The sequence below is a fragment of the Gelidibacter algens genome (assembly GCF_001678675.1).
Lineage (GTDB): Bacteria > Bacteroidota > Bacteroidia > Flavobacteriales > Flavobacteriaceae > Gelidibacter > Gelidibacter algens.
On record NZ_LZRN01000045.1, the window covers coordinates 1 to 20,558 of the forward strand.

Genomic DNA, 20,558 nt, shown 5'->3' on the forward strand with positions numbered 1-20,558 from the left:
TNTTNTTTTTTTATGTTCCTTTAGGAACTACATATCGGTAGGATGTATGTTTCAAAAAGCCCCTGTGCCGTAGGGTACAGAATATGCGTGTTCATATTTCGTACCTAAAGGCACGAGCCCTCCGTTAAATAATTCCATCTACCAGTATTTTTTCCCTAACGGGACGATAATGACAAGAATTTCATTTAATTCTTAAATATTCATAGCTAAAAGCAAATTATAGACCCATACACGTAATGGTAGTACCTATAAACTTGGGCACTCAATATTAATTTTATAATTACCTAAAATTTAAGGTTTTATTCTTAAAATGCAACATAATTTATAGCCTTTAAATTATGTGTAAAACGTTTCAAAAAATACTTTAAATCAATTACATCATGACTGTTAAGTGAGGCTTCTGTTTACACACCACCTTTGCTTCATCAATAAGTATTAATCTTTAAAAACCTTAAGTCATGAAAAATTTAGTAATTGGTTTATTCGTATTAGGTCTTACCAGCCTAGGGTTCTCACAAAACAAAAAGGGTGAGATAAAGGAAGTAAAATTAAATGATGTTGTAATAACTAATGTTAACTTTAGTTATCTCGAAAAAGTACAGGACAGAACAACGGCTGATTTTGTCCAAGTATTAGAAACAGAAGCTTCAAGGTATAATGTTATGGAGTCACCTAAATTTGATGGTCGTAATGAACCTTTTAAAATTGTCTTTCGGGGATCTAAAGGTCATATTATTGCTACTTACGATAACAACGGAAAAATTTTAAAAACGAAAGAGCAGTATAAGGACATTAAACTTCCCAAACATCTGATGAAGTCAGTATTAAGTCAATATCCAAACAGCGGCTTGTTAAAAGTGGTTTATACTGTAAATTACAATGATCAGAAGGAGGTTGAGAAAACCTATGAAATTCAAATTATGAATAATAATATAAAAAAGAACTTGAAAATCAGTTCAGGTGAAAAGTTAAATAAAGCCGTCACTTTGAACATAGATAATTAATTAAGAGTCAAAAATACAATGATTTCCAGAAAAATCCCGCTTATGGTGGGATTTTTTTTATGGAATATAATTTAGTCCAATGAGCTCTCTGACTTTATCCAAAGTTTCAATAAGATTCCTACTAAATTCATAGGTCATGATTGGGCTTTCTGTTTTTCCCTGGCGAATTAATTCGTTAAAGTGAATGACTTCAAAATTGTATCCAATAGTGTTATACCCAAAATCGTGAGTGGTTTCTATTCCCTTATGAGTCACAGTAACTGTGGACGGTTGATGAAATCTGGTATTGATTTTAATGATGCCCCGTTCACAATGAAAAACAGCCTCTGTTGGTGTTTGTTCCAATAGTGTGCTTTTTAAAAAGGCTTTGACACCATTATTATAATTGAATATCATATCAGAGGAAGAATCGACTCCATTTTCGAAAAAAGTGGCTTTGGCATCAATATCTACTGGGTTTCCTAAAGTTGATAGCGCAGCGAAAATAGGGTAGATGCCAATATCCAACAGACTGCCGCCACCAAGTGATTTTTTAAAAACTCGAGAATCCATATCTATTTTGGGCTGAAACCCGAAATCAGCCTCCAATTTTGTGATATCACCGTATTTACCGGATTTCAATTGGCTTAACACAAATTGATAATGTGGCAAAAAGTAGGTCCATAAAGCTTCCATAAACAGCACATTATTGACTTTGGCCGCCACAATCATTTCTTCCACCTCCATAATATTCATAGCCAATGGCTTCTCACACAACACCGCTTTTTTATGGTTCATACATAAAATTGAATGCGCTTTATGAAAACTGTGTGGCGTGGCGATGTAAACCGCGTCAATGTCAGGATCAGCAGCCAAGGCTTCATAAGAATCGTATGCGTTTACGGCATTGTATTGTTTTGCAAAAGAAGTCGCTTTTTCCTGATGTCTTGAAGCCACGGCATAGAGTTGGCAATTCTCAACGGTTTGAATGTCCTTGGCAAATTTATTTGCAATTTTACCGAGGCCGATAATACCCCAACGGATGGTTTTAGGCGTGTTCATCTTGTAGTGAATTTATGATTTGAATAATAAAAGCAATGCCCATAACAAGGGCGCAACCAAATACATTGAGCCACAAATAAGGCATCCAATCATACCACCAGCCAGCAATTACAATGGCTTGTGTGATTAAAGCGGCAACAAAAACGGCATTCCCTTTTATGTACTTGAAAAAGAATGCCAAAAGGAAAATCCCCAAAACATTGCCATAAAAAATGGAGCCGATGATATTGACCAATTGAATCAAATTGTCCGCCAAATAAGCCACACAAGCAATCAGTATAGCCAAAATTCCCCAAGCTAACGTAAACCATTTTGAGGCTTTTAAATAATGGTTTTCATTTTTGTTCTGCACAAAGCTGCGTTTGTATAAATCCATGGTGGTTGTGGATGAAAGGGCATTAAGTTCACTTGCGGTGCTTGACATGGCAGCACTTAAAATAACCGCTAATAACAAACCAATCAATCCGCGTGGCAGGTTGTTTAAGATAAAGTGGATAAACACATAATCTTTGTCATTGGTTTCTACAGATAGGACGCGCTCTTTATTGGCTTTACTGATCAGGTCTTTGGCAGCGTTTCTGTTGGCTCTATCCCCATCATTATAGTTTGCTATTTGACTGGCAATGGCTTCCGTTTTAGTATCGGCATAGGCTGTCATCAACTCTTTTTTCTTTAGAAAAATTTCATCCTGCTGATTTTGTAATTGCTCGTATTCTTCAGCATAGGAGGAGTTCATCACCGTTTTGGTGGCGGTAGGATTGAAATTTATGGGCGAAGAGTTGAATTGATAAAAAACAAAAACCATCACCCCCACCAATAAGATAAAAAACTGCATCGGTACTTTTAAGAGTCCATTAAAGATTAAGCCCATTTGCATTTCTTTTACAGACTTGCCTGAGAGGTAGCGCTGAACCTGACTTTGATCGGTTCCAAAATAAGAAAGTGCCAAAAATGTACCGCCTATAATGCCGCTCCAAAACGTGTAACGATTATTAAAATCGAATGAAAAATCAAGGATATCCATTTTTCCACTAGCGCCAGCAATATCGAGTGCTTTTGTAAACGTGATATTTTCTGGAAGATAACTCACAATTAAAAAGAACGCAATAAACATGCCCGTGAAAATAACAGCCATTTGTTGTTTTTGCGTGATGCTTACTGCTTTTGTGCCTCCAGACACCGTATAAATAATCACGAGAATTCCGATAATAATGATCAGCAAATTCAGATTCCACCCCAAAACAGCAGAGAGAATAATGGCAGGCGCGTAAATAGTGATGCCAGCTGCCAATCCGCGTTGTATCAAGAATAAAATGGCAGTCAGACTTCTGGTTTTTAAATCAAACCGATTCTCCAAAAACTCATAGGCTGTATAAACTTTGAGACGGTAATACAACGGAATAAATACCAAGCAGATGATGATCATGGCAATTGGCAATCCGAAGTAAAATTGCACAAATCCCATTCCATCGTGGAACGCCTGACCTGGTGTGGATAAAAACGTGATGGCACTGGCTTGGGTTGCCATAACGCTCAACCCGATGGTCCACCATTTGGCCTCATTGCCACCTTTGATATAGTCTTCAACGTTTTTGCTACCTCTAGTTTTCCAAGTGCCATAAGCAACAATAGAAACAAGGGTTCCTATAAGTACAACCCAATCTAATGTTTGCATATTAGAAGGATTTCATGATAAAATAAAACAAGACAATGTAAATGGCGTTGGCAACCAAGACCAAAGTATATGATTTTTTCCAGCGCTCTTTTGGTGGTTGTTGTTGCATAGTTTTTCTTCTTAATAAAAATCTTTTGACTCATAAATCCCCAAGTTTTGGGACTGCAAGGTTTGAGATTTAATCATTTAATTTTTCATCGGACTTGACGGATTCTTTACCAATAGAAAGCATATTTGCAAACAATCTAAACGAACCTGCAACACCTTCTGGAAATTCCCTAAAAAAGCTCAAACCTGTATAAATATAATGTCCTTTTCCATATTTAGCCACCAATAAGCTGCCTTTTTTTGGAGACTCGCCTTTATCATGCATTGATAACAGTGGCGTAAACTCTTTTGACCATGTATCTGGAAAATAAAGCCCGCGTTCTTGCGTCCAGCCTTCAAAATCTTTTTCGGTAATTTTGTTGGGATAGTTGAGCAGTTCGTGGTTGGGATACAGTAATTTCACATCTGCATTTTCATCGGTCACACGATCGCGGGACAATTCCAACGGGTAAGGAGCCAAATCATCTACAACAATATCGCCATTTGTATTGTACTGCACAATCAAATTCCCACCTTGCGCTACAAAATCAAATAATTGTTTTTGCTTGAATTTTAGGGCGTCAACCGTGTTGTATGCTCTAATGCCAACTACAATCGCATCAAAACGATTAAGATTTTCAGCACTGATATCTTCAGGTTTTATAGTGGCTACATGATACCCAATTTGTCTCAAACTTTCAGGGACCACATCTCCTGCGCCTTCAATATAACCGATATTCTCGCCCTTTTTCTTGATGTCCAAACGTACAACCTTGCTCTCGCTTGGCAGTAAGACCAGTTGAAACGGGATGTGGTCATAATTAATTTCAACAAGCTTTTTGGTGTACATGTTTTTGCCAACATGCACCACTGGTGTCATTAGCCCTTCACTTTGGTTGTTGGGAGGAATGACTGTGAACACTAGGGTTTGCTCTTGGCCTTTATGAAGAATGGCCACATTTTGCTTCTCAGGAAACACCTTCCAACCTTCCGGAGAATCCAACTGCACAAACCCTTCTAAATTTTCACGATTGGCTTTCACGACAACCTGAATATCCTTTTGATGATCATCAGCAAAAATAATGACCGGTTCAGAAATGTGCGCTGAGACTTCAGGAACGATTTCAAAAGGTTTGTAGACTTCACCCTTTACAGCATCATTGGTTTTGTAAATAACTGGCCTTGTGTACGCAATTACTTCGCCGTTGATAGAAATATTAAATGTTGCTGTAATGGTTCTGGGCGTTTCTGGCAACCCAATTAAGTGTTGATCCTCTACCTTGTACATGCCCAAAGTGCCTTTGGTGTCCAACCAATAGGGTGTAGAATATGACGTGTTTGAAGGGATGTTGATTTGAGCTTTGAAACGCTGGGACTCATTATCCTTCAAATCTATATTTTTTTCGATCTTGGTTCCATCAGATAAAAGTACTGAGGTCAGTGTTATGTTTTGGGCGCTTCGGTTGATGGCTTCCAGATTGAGCTTTACCTGGCTATTTCGTGTGGCTGTATTGGATTCAGCAACAACTTCAAGATATAAGCCTGCACACGCGGCAATGACGTTTTTGATATCTTCAGACTTGACAGCCTTCCAATGTTTGTTTTCTAATTTTTGAATCAACTGATACGCTTCTATCAATTTTGGAATAGAAGCTGACGGATTATTGAAATTGTAATTTTCCTGAATATTTTTCAGCAATTGGCCAATGGCATTTCCACCTTTTACGCGGTTCCAACTGGTGTCAATACCTTCAAAAATATTGTTTTTATCTTTTGGCAAGTCGCCTTTTACAAGTTCTAGATATTCAATTTCGCCACCACGGGCACCTGTATTTCCGAAACCTTGTGATTTGTGTGAACTTCTGCTCAAGGCTGCAATTTCTGAATTTGAAAGTCCGAGGGCAGGGTAGAAGTCGCCAACCTCCAATCCGAAAAGGTTTGTTTTATCTGCAGCATCAAATTTTTCTTGACTGCCATAAAACCACCACGAGGTATTAAAAAACTCGCGTTTTGGTTGCCAAACATCGACATCTTTGAGCTGGGTTGGATATTTTGACGGATCTGCAGCAGCATCAAATGCTTCTACGCTCAACATGGCAGAACTGGTGTGGTGACCATGCGTAGCTCCTGCACTGCGGTGATCAAACCGATTGATGATAATGTCTGGTTGAAATTTACGAATAGCCCAAACCACATCACTCATCACTTCATCTTTATTCCAAATGGCTAAGGTTTCATCAGGATGCTTTGAGTAGCCAAAATCATTGGCTCGTGTAAAACGTTGTTCGCCACCATCAATCTTGCGTGCTGCCACCAATTCTTGAGTTCTGATGATCCCCAAAAGTTCTCTGATTTCAGGTCCTATAAGATTTTGTCCGCCATCGCCACGTGTTAGAGAAAGATAGGCTGTTCTTGCTTTTACAGCATTGGCCATATGCGAGATAAGTCGTGTATTCTCATCATCAGGATGTGCAGCAACATAGAGTACAGACCCTAGAAAATTCAGTTTTTCTATGGCTTCATAAATCTCTGAGCTCGTCGGTTTTTTTGGTTGTTGTGCTTGTAATGTAAAGCAATAAAATAAGGTGATTAGGGGTACTAAATAACGTTTGAACATTTCTTGGACATTAGCTTGAACTTCAAATATAAAAAAGAAGCAGCGTAATTTTCGATTTTAGTTTTTATTTAACTCAAAAATACAAGCTGATGTGACCACTAGTGAGCTCTTTAAGAATGTGCCATTTTTAGAACGTAATAGTATTTGAAAGAAATATTCTCAATTTTACGGATCAAATTAAGTCCGTTCCGTCCTCAAAATATTCATCAATGGCGTCTTTTTGGATTAAGGTCACCGCTTTTTGGAACATTAAATTGTTGGGATAGGTTACTAAATCGCCATTTTCAATACGCAAATGCAGTTGGAAGGCTCTAATATCTTCAATAATCCCTTCAATGGGAAAATCTTTATCGTGAATTTGAATTTTATCACCTACTTTATAAGGAAACGAGAAAAACATGATGATGCCAGAAGTGATATTGCTCAAAATAGACCATATAGCGAACAACCCGATGCCTATCACTGCAAACACAGATGAAAAAAGCAACACCAAATCTTTAGCTTGCGTTCCAAAAATAAAAGGAATAATTAAAAGACTGATAATAAAGAGCGCCACACTGACATACCTTTGCATTAGGTGGATACGTGCTATGTTGATCCCGTTTTTTCTTGAAATTTTACCAATGACTTTATTGATGAAAAATCTAATAATCAGTAAAACGATAAGGACAAAACCTGTATAAATGAATTCATGCTGATAGTTCTGAAAAAACATAAGTATTTTAAATATAAAATGAGAGGCAAAGATACACAGAAAACAATAAAAGCTATTCTAAACCAAGGCTTTCTCTCAAGGCAGAATCGGCGTTTGTGTTTCTGTTCCAATAGTCAGATTTGATAGTTTTTATCCTCGTGGCTTTAGTTTTCAATTCTTGCGCCTTGTCTCCAAAACCGCTAACAAAAGTTTCTTCCCAAGAGATGATTTCAAAAGGAAATTGCGGGTTAAATGTGATGCTCAGACTTCTGTTCAAATCAGGATAGGTAAGGGTGTATGTTTCCGACGTCAATTCTGCGGAAGCGTTATACGCCTTTAAAGGCAAATGTTTTAAGCGTAAAAACTCAAAAGAGGGAATGATCTCCACGTTGCCGGTAGGTAAACTTTTAGGGTTGATGCGCAATTGCGTCCAGAGTTCATTTTCGAGGATGCTTTTGTTTAAACTGAAATCTTCATCGGCCTCACCTTCAAAATAGGAATGGGACCGCACTTCAAACTCTGAGCGGTTGTTGAGTTGCGTATAGGCATGTCCGCACCATTCTTGAACCGAGCATGAAATTTTTAAAGCGTGTTGATTATTGGCAAGTGGGTAAAAGACACTCTGCATAATACTATACGGATAGATGCCAGTATTGAAATTTTTGGTGGCGTTGAGCTTTAAAACAGTAATATTTGAGGCAGCCGGTTGATCAGCTTTCACTTGTGCTGTCTGTAAAAAGGGTTCTGTTACAAAAACCAATACAGCATTGCCATTTCGGATCTCACCATAACGGGCCTGTTCCAAACTATAGGAGGTAATTTCAGCCTCACCCTGATACCAATAAGATTTAAACTCTTCAGATAAGGGCTGTGGATTTTGTAAATTTTCAACAGGGGAAGCTGGAGCCTTGGCTTCAGTTTGTTCCTGAACGTTCCCTTCGTTTTTGCAAGAAAATGTCATCAGGAATAAAGCAGTAAAAAAGAATACAAGTGGTGATTTCATAGCGGAAAATTTGTACTAAAATACAACGCTAAACGGTTTTGGCCATGTCATTTAACGTTTGATAAACAAGATGTGTGGGCAATCCCATCACGTTAAAATACGAGCCTTCAATTTTGGTAACGCCAATTTGGCCAATCCATTCCTGAATGCCGTAAGCGCCAGCTTTATCGAAGGGTTGGAAGGTGCTAATGTAGTACTTTATTTCATCATCGGTCAAGTTTTTAAAGGTCACTTTTGTAACTGAATTTACCGTTCTTTCATCTGAGATTGATGTAAAACAGACTGATGTAATGACTTCATGAGTAGTATTGCTTAACGATTTTATAAGTTCAAAAGCCTCAGCGGCATCTCTTGGTTTGCCCAAAGCTTTTTTGTTGTGCCACACAATGGTATCACTTGTTATAAGAATGTCGTTGGGTTGAAGTTCTTTTTTATAAGGTAAGGCTTTTAACTGCGCTAGATAATCGCTAATTTCAAAATGGGTCAATCGCTGTGGATATTCTTCTAGTACAGGTTTTAAACGGATTTCAAAATCCAAACCCAGATCTTTGAAAAATTGTTGCCGCCTTGGAGATGCAGAGGCTAGGATGATATTGTGGTGTTTTAGGGTCTCGTTGATCATTTTATTTAGTGTTTTCAGTGTTCCCGCCCCTGTCTGCAAATAAGCAGGTTCGCAAAAGCTAAGGACGGGCAAGCAGTGTTCAGTCAGCAGTTGGTAATTTTTGATAATCAATTTTTAAAATTTCAGCATAGCTAATTGATCTTTATACTTCCTTCTTATAAAATAAATAATTACTTAATTACAGTCAACAGTCAACAGTCAACAGACAACAACCCGAACTTATAATAAGGCATATCTAGGTAGATCAACACTCACAATTTGCTTTGCGCCCTTAAGTCTCTGCGAGCAATTTATTTCAGAACAATCGGATACAATAGTAAAGACAGCATTCCTAAAAGCATTACTAATTTAAGCATATTGCTGATATGATGGTAGTGTTTTTTGGATTTTGCGCTAAACGTCCTTATCGCGATATAAATGAGAGGTGCAATAATAGCGACAAGAAAATAGCCAATAAAAATTTCATAGGTAAACAAATAGGTAGCGACATAATAAATGGATCCAAAAAGAGGTACGAGGGCGAGAACAAAAGCGACTTTTGAAGCTCTCTCGCGTCCTATGACGATGGGAATCGTGTTCATGCTGGCCTTATAATCGCCATCCACATCTTCCAGATCCTTGATAATTTCCCGCACCAAATTGATTAAAAATGCAAACAATGCATAGTCCAATAAAATTTTAAAAAAGGTCAATTGTGTGGCCTGATTTTGTGTTGTGATCACTGGGATCAGTTCAAAAATTCCTACAATTAAGATACTTAACGCTACCATAACCGAAACAACAATGTTGCCCAATAAGAGTGTCTGTTTTAAATAAGAAGTATACACATAAAGTAACGCAGAAATACCGACGAAAATGGCAAAAAATCCGCTTCTGCCTACCAAATGGGATAAGTAGAACCCAAGAAGCACGCCAATAACATTAAAAATAATAAATAGGGTGTAGGCGGTTTTTTCAGAAATGCTTGTACCAACAATCACTTTTGAAGGCCTGTTGATTACATCTGTTTCGATATCATAAATATCATTGATGATATTTCCGGCAGCGGCAATGCAAAGGGTTGAAAGCATTAATAAGCCAAAGCCAAAGTCGTTGAGCGTTGTGGTCAGTGCTGTCGTATTTAGGAAAGGCTCAAATAGCGCGTATTTTATGAGTAATTGCACAAAAGCAATCATCAATAGGTTTTTCCAGCGGATTAAATTTAGAATGTTCAATAGGTAGGTTGGTTAGTTGGTTGTTTTTAAGTTTTTAAGCCACGAATACACGACTGATTTTTTTATCGCTTTTGGCCTATATTATCGAGCATTCCGAATTCTTTCGGCCTATTCTCCATACTTACGTCTTTTTATTTAAGTGCATAAGATTTAAACGCAATGGACGCAAAGTTGAGCGCAACGGTCGCAATGAAATTTTACATATTGAAGTCCAAGCCTCAGGCTTCAGTCATCAGTCATCAGTCTACAGTCTTCGGTCATCGGTCATCCGTCTTCCGTCTTCAGTCTTCATTCAACGGTCATCGGTCATCCGTCTTCAGTCTTCAGTCTTCAGTCTTCAGTTTTCGGTCACCGCTCATCGGTCTTCATTCATCGGTCATCGGTCATCACTCATCGGTCACCGGTCATCGGTCATCCGTCTTCCAACTTCCACCTTCCAGCTTCTAGCTTCCACAGCTTCTGTCTTCCACCTCAATCATACTTCGCATCAAAATTCCCGTTCCATTTTTCCTGCACTTTTAAGACTTGTTCAATCACATCTCTAACGCAGCCTTGGCCACCATTTTTATGGGAAATATATTTTGAAATCGCCTTTATTTCCGGCACGGCATCTTGCGGACAGGTAGGTAAGCCAACACGTTTCATCACTGGATAATCGGGAATGTCGTCACCCATAAAAAGAACATTTTCATGTTTGATGTGATGCATGGCCATATATTCGTCCAACTGTTCAATTTTATTGTGAGCGCCTAAATAGATATCGGTAACTCCCAAGCCTTTTAAACGCTGGCGCACACCTTCATTGCTGCCTCCAGAGATGATACAAACATTAAACCCTGCAAGCAAAGCTGTTTTTATCGCAAACCCATCTTTTGTGTGCATGGTGCGCAGCATTTCGCCAGTGGTGGTCAATGAAATTGTGCCATCAGTGAGCACGCCATCGACGTCAAAAATAAAGGTGGTAATATGTTCAAGGTATTCTTTATAGTTTTTTTCTTCCATGTGTTTTTTGGATGCTTGCTGTCAGGAGTTCATAAATGGCTTTATGTTGCTCACTTTTCAACAATTGTAAATGGTTTGTTATTGTTTTTTTATCGTTGCGTTTTGCAGGACCTGTCTGTGCCATATAAGGCGAAATATCTTGTACTTTTTTGGCGGTCTCTAATAGTAAAGGCTTTAAAATGTCAAATTCTACACCTTCGGCTTCGGTGATTTCATGTGCCACACGGTACAATTGGTTGGTAAAATTATTCACAAAAACAGCCGCTAAATGTAGAGCTTTTCGCTGGTCGGTATTGACTTTATGAGTGTCACATCCTACAACTTTTGCCAAGGTTTTCAGGGTCTTGAGATCAGCTTTGTCCAACACTTCTAAACAAATGGGAACATGGGAGAAATTTAGGTTTGCTGCTTTGCTAAATGTTTGTAAGGGATAAAAGACACCGCGTCTGTTCTTCTTGTCCAAATCATGCACGTTGACAGACCCTGAGGTGTGCACGACCAATCTATTTTCAAAGGGTAATTTAGTAGATAACTTGGCAACGGCGTCATCACTCACGGCAATGATATAGACGTCAGCTTCCTTTAATTGAGAGAGATCGTCTGTTATATCAACCCTGTTTTTGTAAGGTTGGATACTTTTGATGGTTCTATTAAACCATTGTTTGACAGTCACCTGTTCCGCTGTGTCAAAAGCGTTGAATAAATGGGTCGCAACATTGCCCGCACCAAGAATAATCACTGAAATCATGCCGCTAAATTAATGAAGAAATAAGACATAAGAATTAAGAAATGGAAATTTTCACTCTGAGCGCTGACTTCTGATGTGTTTTTTGCTCGTGAAGCATGTGATTTTTTAAATTACCACTTTTCGGTCAATAATGGCTAAGGCTTTCGATTTTTCGAGCTTTTTGATGGCCCTGATCACCGTTTCAACCCGTAATCCTGTCAATTCTGAAATCTGCTGACGGGTCAAGGGCACTTCGAAGTCCACCTCAATTTTGGCGTTAGCCTTAAGATGGTGCAATAAGGTTAGGATGCGATGTTCAGGTGGGTAGATGGAGACTTCCCTGGCTATTTTTGCTTTATAGATCATGCGTTTACAGATCATTTTGGTGAATTTCAAATGAATGTCTGGATGCGCTTTCAAAAGCTTCAAGAATTTCGACTTTGGGAGGACATAAACTTCAGAAACAGCTAAGGTCAATGCCGTTGCCGGATACTTAAAAGCGCCAAATAAAGGTGGTTCTCCAAAAGAATTTCCGTTTTCAAAAAACCCTTGTACAAATTCTTTTCCATCTTCAGTAAGGTTGAACATTTTCACATGCCCGGTTTTGATCTGATAGTAAAAATCAGCATGCGCCCCTTCATTAAAAATGGCGTGATCTTTAGAATAATTTTTCAGAGTTCCCTCAAAATCTTGAATCAGCTGTTCTGGGATCATAGTCTTATGATTTGAATCATAAAAATACAAATAAAGGTTTTGGAACTTTGTATCCACATTAAAAATGAGAGATTATGACACTTTATAACAAAGGACTGGCCGATTTTAGAGAACATCTGACACTGTACGTTCCGTTGAGCATTATATTTCAGAGTTGTATAGGCTCTATTGCCGCCATGTTTATCCTGAAAAACAGCAATCCGACATTTCATTTTTTAGATTTGACCTTGGTAGTTATTTTCGCCATGGCTTACAATGGTTCGTTATATGCCCAAATGAAGCCAAAGCTAATTTTCAATTTGTTTATTGCAACAGTATTGATTCATGTTACATTTATTATCATTAATTTGCTACGCTTGGCATAAGATAGAATGGAAAAAAAAGATATTCACAATAGAGACGACGTTTTTTTACTGGTTTCAGAATTTTACAAGAAAGTTAAAAAAGATGACGTTTTAGGTCCCTTTTTTGACCGCGTGATCAAAGATTGGGATGCGCATATTGAGCGTTTGACCACGTTTTGGGAAAGCAGTTTGTTTATGTCCAAAAAATTGGAGCACAGGTACGTTGGGAATCCATTGGAGGTGCATATTAAAGTAGATCAGGAAAACAACAATGCCATTACACAGGAGCATTTTGGATTATGGCTCAATCTCTGGTTTGAAACCTTGGATGAGCTTTTTGAAGGCGAATACGCTCAAAATGCAAAAAATCGTGCTCGTAAAATGGGGACTTTTATGTTCATGAATATTTATCAAGCAAGACAAGCATAACATATTAAGAAAAGAGCGTTAAATTGTTTGCTTCTGTCCTTTATCCGGAAATTATGAATGCCTTGTTTTTCTTAGGCTATATGATTTGTTTTTCTTGGAGTCATTCCGGTTTTTGAAACTATCTGTGGCAACTCAATAATTCTTTTGTTATAAATAGATTTAAGCCTTCAAAATATCTCAACTTTAACATCTTTAAATTCTTACACAATCAACAAAATGGCTAAATTTGCATTGCTTAAAGGAAAGCTCAAAAAAACGTCCTTATACCATGCAAAAAAGACTCGCTAACATTCTTTTCTCCACCCGTTTAACCGCCACTTTATTTGTTGTTTTTGCCATAGCTATGGCAGTCGGAACATTTTTAGATGCCAATGAAGAGACTTCGCCAACCCCCTACACAAGACATTTGATATATAATGCGTGGTGGTTTGAGGGCATCATGTTGATTTTTATGATCAATTTTATAGGTAACATGTTTCGCTACCGGTTACTGCGATGGAAAAAATGGGCCACCTTAACCATACATTTATCATTCATTCTTATCATTTTTGGAGCATTTATAACAAGATATATCGGATTTGAAGGCATGATGGCCATTAGAGAAGGCGAATCTGAAAATCAATTCTTATCACAAAAAACATTCGTGACAGCGTATATAGATGGTGATTTTATGGTGGATGGTATGGCGCAACGCAAAATTATTGAGCGTGAGGTCGATTTCTCATACCGTTTGGACAACGAATTTAAGGTAGAAGCTGATTATAACAATGTACCAGTGACCATTGAACTTGAAAAATTCATCAAGGGTGCTGAAACTGATGTCATTCCTGATGAATCTGGAGAATCCTACTTAAAATTGGTAGAAGCGGGAGAAGGCCAGCCTCACAATCACTTTTTAAAATCTGGCGAAGTACAGAATTTACATAACGTTTTAGTTGCTTTGGATAAACCAACACCTGGTGCCATCAATATTACCAGCACTCCAGGCGGGTTGACTATTGAGTCTCCTTATGAAGGCACTTACATGACCATGGCTACAAGGGCCACTGGTACTTTGGTAAAGGACAGTATACAGCCTTTGGTGTTGCGTTCCCGTTACGTTATAGGCAATATGGCTATGGTATTCCCTAAGCCAATGGTGAAAGGTGTTTTTGATGTGGTAAAAAAATCAGAAATACTTAAAGGTGATGAAGATGGTGTGGTTATGAAGGTGACCGTCAATGGCGAAACAAAGCGTGTCAACATCTTGGGTGGACCTTATAAAAACAATCCATTTGAACAGGTGCAATTCGGGAATTTGGAAATAGCCATTAAGTATGGTTCTAAATTGATTGAACTGCCTTTTGAGGTGAAACTCAACGATTTTATCGCCCAAAAGTTTCCAGGAACTGAAAAAAGCTATTCGTCTTACGAAAGTAAGGTGACTGTTTTAGATAAAGAGCAAGGTGATTTTGATTACCATATCTATATGAATAACATCTTGGACCATAGAGGCTACCGCTTTTTTCAGGCTAGTTTTGATCCTGATGAGAAAGGAACCATATTATCTATAAATCATGATTTCTGGGGGACTTGGGTCACCTATATTGGCTATTTTTTGCTTTATTTAGCACTGATGGCTATTCTGTTTGACAGAAACACGCGTTTTGCAGACTTGAATCGCATGCTCGAAAAAGTGAAAAAGCAAAAAAGTAAGGTCATCACCATTCTGTTTTTGGCATTCACCACTATTGGTTTTTCACAAACAGAGACACATTCACAAGACGATGGACATGGTCACGATCGCCCATCAAAAACGCAAATAGACTCTGTGCTGAGGGCCAATATCACCCCAAAAGAGCATGCTGATAAATTTGGACGTCTTGTCGTTCAGGATTATAGTGGCCGAATGATGCCAATGGATACCTATGCCTCAGAAATTTTACGTAAGCTGAGCAAGCATGATACTTATGAAGAATTTGACGCCAACCAGATCATGCTGTCCATTCAAGAAAGTCCGTTGCTATGGTACAATGTTCCAATCATTTATTTAGCCCCTAAAAAGGCCGATACCATCAGGAGCATTATTGGAGCGCCATTGGATAAAAAATATGTAGCTTTTATTGATTTTTTTACAGAAAATGGTACTTATAAATTAGAGCCTTATCTCAACGAAGCGTATAGAGCTCAGGTGCCTAATGGGTCTCAAAAGGAATTTAAGGAAGCTGATCAGCGGGTCAATTTACTGCACAACGCACTTGAGGGGCTTGCCATGAAAATTTTTCCTGTGCCTAATGATGACAATAACAAATGGATTTCTTCAAAGGAATTTAGAGAAGGCAATTATAGAGAAAAGATGGAGGATTCTCTTTTGGCCAATTTTGTCAACAATGGGTTTAGTGCCTATTTGCTGACTCTAAATAAGGCGAAACAGGATGGCGATTTTTCACAAGCCGAGAATGTATTGAACGGCATCAAGAAGACCCAAGAGAAATATGGCAGCGAGGTGATGCTTTCAGATAAAAAGATCACCACAGAAATTGCCTATAACAAATACGACATTTTTAAAAACTTATTCAGTTGGTATATGTATGCTGGGACGTTGATGTTTATTTTATTGATCATACAAATCTTCAACGGTAAATATAAATTTATAAACGTAAGTGTAAAGGTTTTTGCATTTGTCATTTTAGGACTCTTCATCGTACACACCGCAGGCTTGGGTGTACGCTGGTATCTTTCAGGGCATGCGCCATGGAGTGATGCTTATGAATCAATGATTTATGTGGCGTGGGCAACCATGTTTTTCGGATTGGCCTTTGGAAGAAAAAGTGATTTGACACTTGCCTCAACAGCGTTTGTGACCTCAATAATTTTGATGGTAGCCCATTGGAATTGGATGGATCCTGCTATTTCAACATTGCAGCCCGTTTTGGACAGTTATTGGTTAATGATCCATGTGGCTGTTATTGTCATGAGTTATGGTCCATTTGCGCTCGGGCTGATTTTAGGGACGGTATCCTTGATTTTGATGGTCTGTACCACCAAAAACAATAAAGATAAGATGTTGCTCAGCATTAAAGAGCTGACCCTTATCAATGAAATGGCGCTTACCGTCGGTTTGGTATTATTAACTATTGGTAACTTTTTGGGAGGTATGTGGGCCAATGAGAGCTGGGGGCGTTATTGGGGTTGGGACCCTAAAGAAACTTGGGCTTTGATCAGTATTATGGTGTACGCATTTGTTATTCACATGAGATTGGTACCGGGACTTCGTGGCCGTTTTGGTTTTAACTTGGCTTCAATTATTGCATTTGCCAGCATTATGATGACCTATTTTGGTGTGAATTTCTATCTTTCAGGACTTCATGCTTACGCTAGTGGTGATCAAATAGTGAGCTTGCAGTTTATTGCTATAACTGTAGGGGTTGTTGCCATCTTAGGCTTTTTCGCTTACCGTAAATATGCTGTCTATTATAAAAAATAAAAACTAGATTTGTCAATACAGTATTGCAGCCATAAACACTTTGTTTGTGGCTGTTGCAATTTAGACCGACAGAAAACAATGTTATCATTCAACAAGTAAACCTTAAAGAGATGGGGATTTTTAAAGAATTTAAAGAATTTGCCGTAAGAGGAAATATGATGGATATGGCCATTGGCATCATCATTGGGGCGTCCTTTAATAAAGTCATTGATGTTTTGGTTAAAAAAGTTTTGATGCCACCGTTGTCGTTAATGACTGATGGTTTAAAATTCCAGGATAAGCGTTTTATTTTGAGAGAGAGAATGACAGATGCGGCTGACCAATTGATTGCCGATGAAGTAGCTATTGGTTATGGGGAACTTTTTGAAGCGTCCATGGATTTTTTGATTATCGGGTTTACCGTGTTTATAGTGGTCAGATTCTTGAACAGTATCAAAAACAAAGCACAGGATCCAAAAGATAAATCCGTTAAGACACCAAAGGATATTGAATTACTATCACAACTTACAGAGTTGATGGAAGAGCAAAATCAACTTTTGAAAAAGCAGAAGCAATAAAAGGTAATATTTTTCTTGGGTTTGAGTTAAGGATGAAATTGATTTGATGTCCAATTCAGAAAATATAGGAACAAACAAAAGGAGCATTTCACTTAAAGCAGTATATTGATGAAGCGATATTTATGATGAAGAAACTCTGAGGAATCTCAAGCAGGTTTGATTTGATGAGCAATGAAACTGGTTTTGAGGTTAAGATACTTTCTCCATATTATTGTATGCCATCCAAGATTTTAGTCGTGCTACATGAAACATTTTGAGATAATTTTCGGTTAAAAAGATATTTGACCAATCAAATCGTTGTGCTTGGACGCCCATATAAAAAACATAAACGGCCAATCCTGCTTTAGGAATCAAATTCAATTCATGAGATGATAAAGGTCTGACAGTGTGATATCCTTCTAAAAAATGGTTCACTTTTAATTCGTATTCGTGCTTGTCAGGTTCGATGTGAAATAATTGTTTGCAAAAATACCCAACATCTAATATTTGTGCACCATTCCCACAAAAATCAAAGTCGAAAAGTGTAATGTCATTCTCATCGGTCACAGCCATGTTATCATACCAAATATCCATATGGACAACCCCAATCCTGGTGTTTTCAAAATCACTTTTTTGAAAGAACGCACCAATCTCTTTTATGAATTCCATTTCTGGCAATTTCTCTGAAAAGTATGGTTGGAGATGATGATAAGGCAATTCTATGAGTGTTTCTCTGTCATAAGAAATTCGGTTGATCGTTTTGTTTGAAGTTGCCTTATGAAAATTTGCCATAAAAGAACCAATAGAAAAGCAAGTCTCCTTGTCCATAAATCTGATTTTTTCTCCTTCTGCAAAAGAAAAAACGACGAGATGTCTGATCCCTTCTGGAGCATTCATCTCTTGAATGAATTCTCCATTTATATCTTGAATAGGATACGAAACATTTAAGTTAGTATCCTTTAACAAATTTAAAAGCTTGATTTCTTCTGTAATTTCAGATTTTGACCTCCAGTCGTGGCTATAAACTCTTATAACGTATGCCTTTTCAGTGTTAGAAATAAAATAGGTGTGGTTCATTCCCGTCCTGAATAATTTGCAGACGTAATTGGAGGTAAGTCCGTATTGTGCTATAACAAACTCGCCCAATTCAGTTTGTGATAGAATTGAAGCTGTTACTTGAAAAGTTGACATTGGGTTAATTATTTTTCAAAAGGGAATGTATAATACCTGTTACTTGTCTGCAAGAACAGGATTAAAGTGTTCTGAAATGCTGTGATATGCAAGGTCCTTAAAATGACTTACTACCAAATCAGCGTGTTTATAATCTTGATCTTGAGAATGCAGACTGTCATATCCTACGCAAAAAATCCCGGCATCTATGGCGGCTTTAATGCCATTTGTAGAGTCTTCAATAACCATACATTCATGACGCTCATGGCCTGAAGCCAAAGCGGCTTTCTCAAAAATTTCAGGATGTGGCTTGGAGGCTTTTAAATCGGCACCACTCAGTTTCGCCACAAAATAAGAGTCCAAATTGAAACGTTCAAAAATGTTGTTGATATTGTCCATTGAGGCGGAAGAGGCCAACACCAAGGTCAACCCGTTGTTATGGTAATCTTTGATCAGGTCTAAAACACCCGGCAAAAGATCTAAGGCATCATCGTTTTCAAACAAGTATTTAAAATGGTCTCGTTTAAGCTCTACTAAAGTGTGAGGCCCCAGTGGTAACTTAAAATGATCCACTAAAATTTCACAAATAGCTCTGGTGGATTGTCCTGTAAAAGACGCATAGAGTGTTTCTGAAACGTCAATATTAACGTCATCAAACATGAGGTGGTAGGCTTTGCGATGTAAGGGTTCAGTGTTCACGATAACACCGTCCATATCGAATAATACGGCTTTGAGCATTTGGAAAGTAATTTGTTAATAGCAGCACGAATATAAGGGAAATGGCCTAAAATCCCTAAAATAGGATTTAAAGTTTTACTTATTTTTTAAGCTTACGTCTTTTTTATGAGGCGCTTGCAGTGTCATGCAGGTTTTCTAAACTTGAAGCGCGTGTTACAATAATTTCCTTTTGAAACTCACCCTCTTATTTTTTCTTTAAAAAGCAGGCTTTAATTCGTCTAATGTATAATCAATTATTTGTAATTTTAAACCGTACTAAATGTCAGCTATCATGTCAAAAACAAAATACGGATTAAATACCATTTGCACCCATGTTGGTGAAATCAAGGATGAACAGTTTAAAGGCGCGGTGTCGCCTATTTATATGTCAACTTCTTATGAGTTTGATGGGGTTGATGTCAAACGGTATCCACGCTATTTCAATACGCCGAATCAAGAGTATTTATCAAAAAAAATTGCAGCGCTTGAGCATGCTGAGGCAGGAATGATTTTTGGAAGCGGTATGGCGGCAATCAGTACCGTATTTCTGGCTTTTTTAAAACATGGCGACCATATTGTGGTCCAAAATACACTATACGGAGGCACCAGTAACTTTATCAGAGAAGAGTTTCCGAAGTATGGTATTGAGTTTACATTTACAAATGGGTATGAGGTGGCTGATTTTGAAGCTGCCATCCGTCCCAATACCAAACTGATCCATATAGAAACGCCTTCCAATCCTTTATTGACCATTACGGATATTAAAGGTGTGGCCGATTTGGCAAAATCAAAAAACGTGATCACTACTATTGATAATACGTTCGCAAGTCCTATAAATCAAAACCCAATCGATTTCGGGATTGATATTGTCATGCATTCTGCCACAAAATATTTGGGAGGGCACTCTGATATTTTAGCAGGAGCGGTAGCTTGCAACCATGAACATATGCATACTATCTGGAATGTGGCTAAGAATTTAGGCGGTAGCTTAAGTGACATGACCGTTTGGATGTTGGAACGCAGTATGAAAACCTTGGCCTTACGTGTCAAGGCGCAAAATAGAAATGCGAAAAAAATAGCCAAATTTTTAGCAGGTCATGAAGATGTCAAAAACGTGTTTTATCCAGGACTTAAAACCCATCCGCAATATGATTTGGCAAAATCGCAGATGAAAGGTTTTGGGGGAATGATGTCCTTTGAATTGGCTGACGGATTGGATGCCATGAAATTTCAAAAGGAATTAAAATTGATCAAATCTTCAATGAGTTTGGCAGGTGTTGAGAGTACTGTATTATCTCCTCATAAAACATCCCATTCCTTACTGACGCAACAAGAGCGTGATGCTATCGGCGTAACTGATAATTTGATCCGTTTTTCTGTAGGTATTGAAACCAAGCAGGATTTAATAGATGATATTGAGCAGGCCATAAGTAAAGTGAAAGATAAAAAGCTTCAGGCTCAAAATTAAAGCTTGAAACCAAAAACAATAGAAACTT

General features: G+C 38.0%; 18 protein-coding genes. 6 read left to right on the forward strand and 12 right to left on the reverse strand.

Features of this window, described 5'->3' with window-relative positions; all coding sequences use genetic code 11:
- The first annotated feature begins 458 nt into the window (after positions 1-458).
- Positions 459-1,004, forward strand: coding sequence for a hypothetical protein (locus A9996_RS16165; protein ID WP_066437493.1), 546 nt, complete (start codon positions 459-461; stop codon positions 1,002-1,004).
- Positions 1,005-1,061: 57 nt separating this feature from the next.
- Here the strand turns inward: A9996_RS16165 and A9996_RS16170 are convergent, their stop codons facing one another.
- From A9996_RS16170 to A9996_RS16215, 10 genes are all read right to left on the reverse strand, one after another.
- Positions 1,062-2,045 carry a Gfo/Idh/MocA family protein gene (locus A9996_RS16170; RefSeq protein WP_066437496.1) on the reverse strand — a complete coding sequence of 328 codons (984 nt, stop codon included), beginning with the start codon at positions 2,043-2,045 and terminating at the stop codon, positions 1,062-1,064.
- On the reverse strand, positions 2,032-3,720 hold the full coding sequence (locus A9996_RS16175; RefSeq protein WP_066437500.1) for a sodium:solute symporter family protein: 1,689 nt from the start codon (positions 3,718-3,720) through the stop codon (positions 2,032-2,034). The genes A9996_RS16170 and A9996_RS16175 overlap by 14 nt, the downstream gene beginning before the upstream one ends.
- Before the next feature lie 178 nt (positions 3,721-3,898).
- On the reverse strand, positions 3,899-6,424 hold the full coding sequence (locus A9996_RS16180; RefSeq protein WP_066437502.1) for a PIG-L family deacetylase: 2,526 nt from the start codon (positions 6,422-6,424) through the stop codon (positions 3,899-3,901).
- Between the two features lie 172 nt (positions 6,425-6,596).
- Positions 6,597-7,139: a mechanosensitive ion channel domain-containing protein gene (locus tag A9996_RS16185; RefSeq protein ID WP_066437505.1), complete on the reverse strand. Its 543-nt coding sequence runs from the start codon at positions 7,137-7,139 to the stop codon at positions 6,597-6,599.
- A 52-nt stretch (positions 7,140-7,191) separates the two neighbouring features.
- Positions 7,192-8,121, reverse strand: coding sequence for a septum formation inhibitor Maf (locus A9996_RS16190; RefSeq protein ID WP_066437508.1), 930 nt, complete (start codon positions 8,119-8,121; stop codon positions 7,192-7,194).
- 28 nt (positions 8,122-8,149) lie between these two features.
- Positions 8,150-8,743 (reverse strand): Maf-like protein, encoded by a 594-nt coding sequence (locus tag A9996_RS16195; protein ID WP_066437511.1) that lies wholly within the window; start codon positions 8,741-8,743, stop codon positions 8,150-8,152.
- Positions 8,744-9,033: 290 nt separating this feature from the next.
- Entirely contained in the window at positions 9,034-9,957 is a 924-nt protein-coding gene (locus A9996_RS16200) for a geranylgeranylglycerol-phosphate geranylgeranyltransferase (protein ID WP_083993993.1), read from the reverse strand.
- Between the two features lie 471 nt (positions 9,958-10,428).
- Entirely contained in the window at positions 10,429-10,959 is a 531-nt protein-coding gene (locus A9996_RS16205) for a KdsC family phosphatase (protein WP_066437516.1), read from the reverse strand.
- Entirely contained in the window at positions 10,940-11,707 is a 768-nt protein-coding gene (locus A9996_RS16210; RefSeq protein ID WP_066437522.1) for a Rossmann-like and DUF2520 domain-containing protein, read from the reverse strand. The genes A9996_RS16205 and A9996_RS16210 overlap by 20 nt, the downstream gene beginning before the upstream one ends.
- Positions 11,708-11,812: 105 nt before the next feature.
- Positions 11,813-12,400, reverse strand: coding sequence for a Crp/Fnr family transcriptional regulator (locus A9996_RS16215; protein WP_066437527.1), 588 nt, complete (start codon positions 12,398-12,400; stop codon positions 11,813-11,815).
- Between the two features lie 74 nt (positions 12,401-12,474).
- Here A9996_RS16215 and A9996_RS16220 point away from each other — a divergent pair, with 74 nt between their 5' ends.
- From A9996_RS16220 to mscL, 4 genes are all read left to right on the forward strand, one after another.
- The gene (locus A9996_RS16220) at positions 12,475-12,765 is read left to right on the forward strand and encodes a hypothetical protein (protein ID WP_066437531.1); all 291 of its coding nucleotides are present in this window, start codon (positions 12,475-12,477) and stop codon (positions 12,763-12,765) included.
- 6 nt (positions 12,766-12,771) lie between these two features.
- Positions 12,772-13,173, forward strand: a complete 402-nt coding sequence (locus A9996_RS16225; protein WP_066437534.1) for a group III truncated hemoglobin — start codon at positions 12,772-12,774, stop codon at positions 13,171-13,173.
- 268 nt (positions 13,174-13,441) lie between these two features.
- The gene (locus tag A9996_RS16230; protein WP_066437537.1) at positions 13,442-16,639 is read left to right on the forward strand and encodes a cytochrome c biogenesis protein CcsA; all 3,198 of its coding nucleotides are present in this window, start codon (positions 13,442-13,444) and stop codon (positions 16,637-16,639) included.
- 110 nt (positions 16,640-16,749) lie between these two features.
- On the forward strand, positions 16,750-17,196 hold the full coding sequence (mscL, locus tag A9996_RS16235; protein WP_066437584.1) for a large conductance mechanosensitive channel protein MscL: 447 nt from the start codon (positions 16,750-16,752) through the stop codon (positions 17,194-17,196).
- A gap of 189 nt (positions 17,197-17,385) precedes the next feature.
- Here the strand turns inward: mscL and A9996_RS16240 are convergent, their stop codons facing one another.
- Complete coding sequence (locus tag A9996_RS16240; protein WP_066437539.1) at positions 17,386-18,366, reverse strand: phosphotransferase; 981 nt, start codon at positions 18,364-18,366, stop codon at positions 17,386-17,388.
- Positions 18,367-18,405: 39 nt separating this feature from the next.
- Positions 18,406-19,083, reverse strand: a complete 678-nt coding sequence (locus tag A9996_RS16245) for an HAD family hydrolase (RefSeq protein ID WP_066437540.1) — start codon at positions 19,081-19,083, stop codon at positions 18,406-18,408.
- Positions 19,084-19,354: 271 nt separating this feature from the next.
- Between A9996_RS16245 and A9996_RS16250 the strand changes: the two genes are divergently transcribed.
- Positions 19,355-20,530, forward strand: coding sequence for a trans-sulfuration enzyme family protein (locus A9996_RS16250; protein WP_066437587.1), 1,176 nt, complete (start codon positions 19,355-19,357; stop codon positions 20,528-20,530).
- Positions 20,531-20,558: the final 28 nt, after the last annotated feature.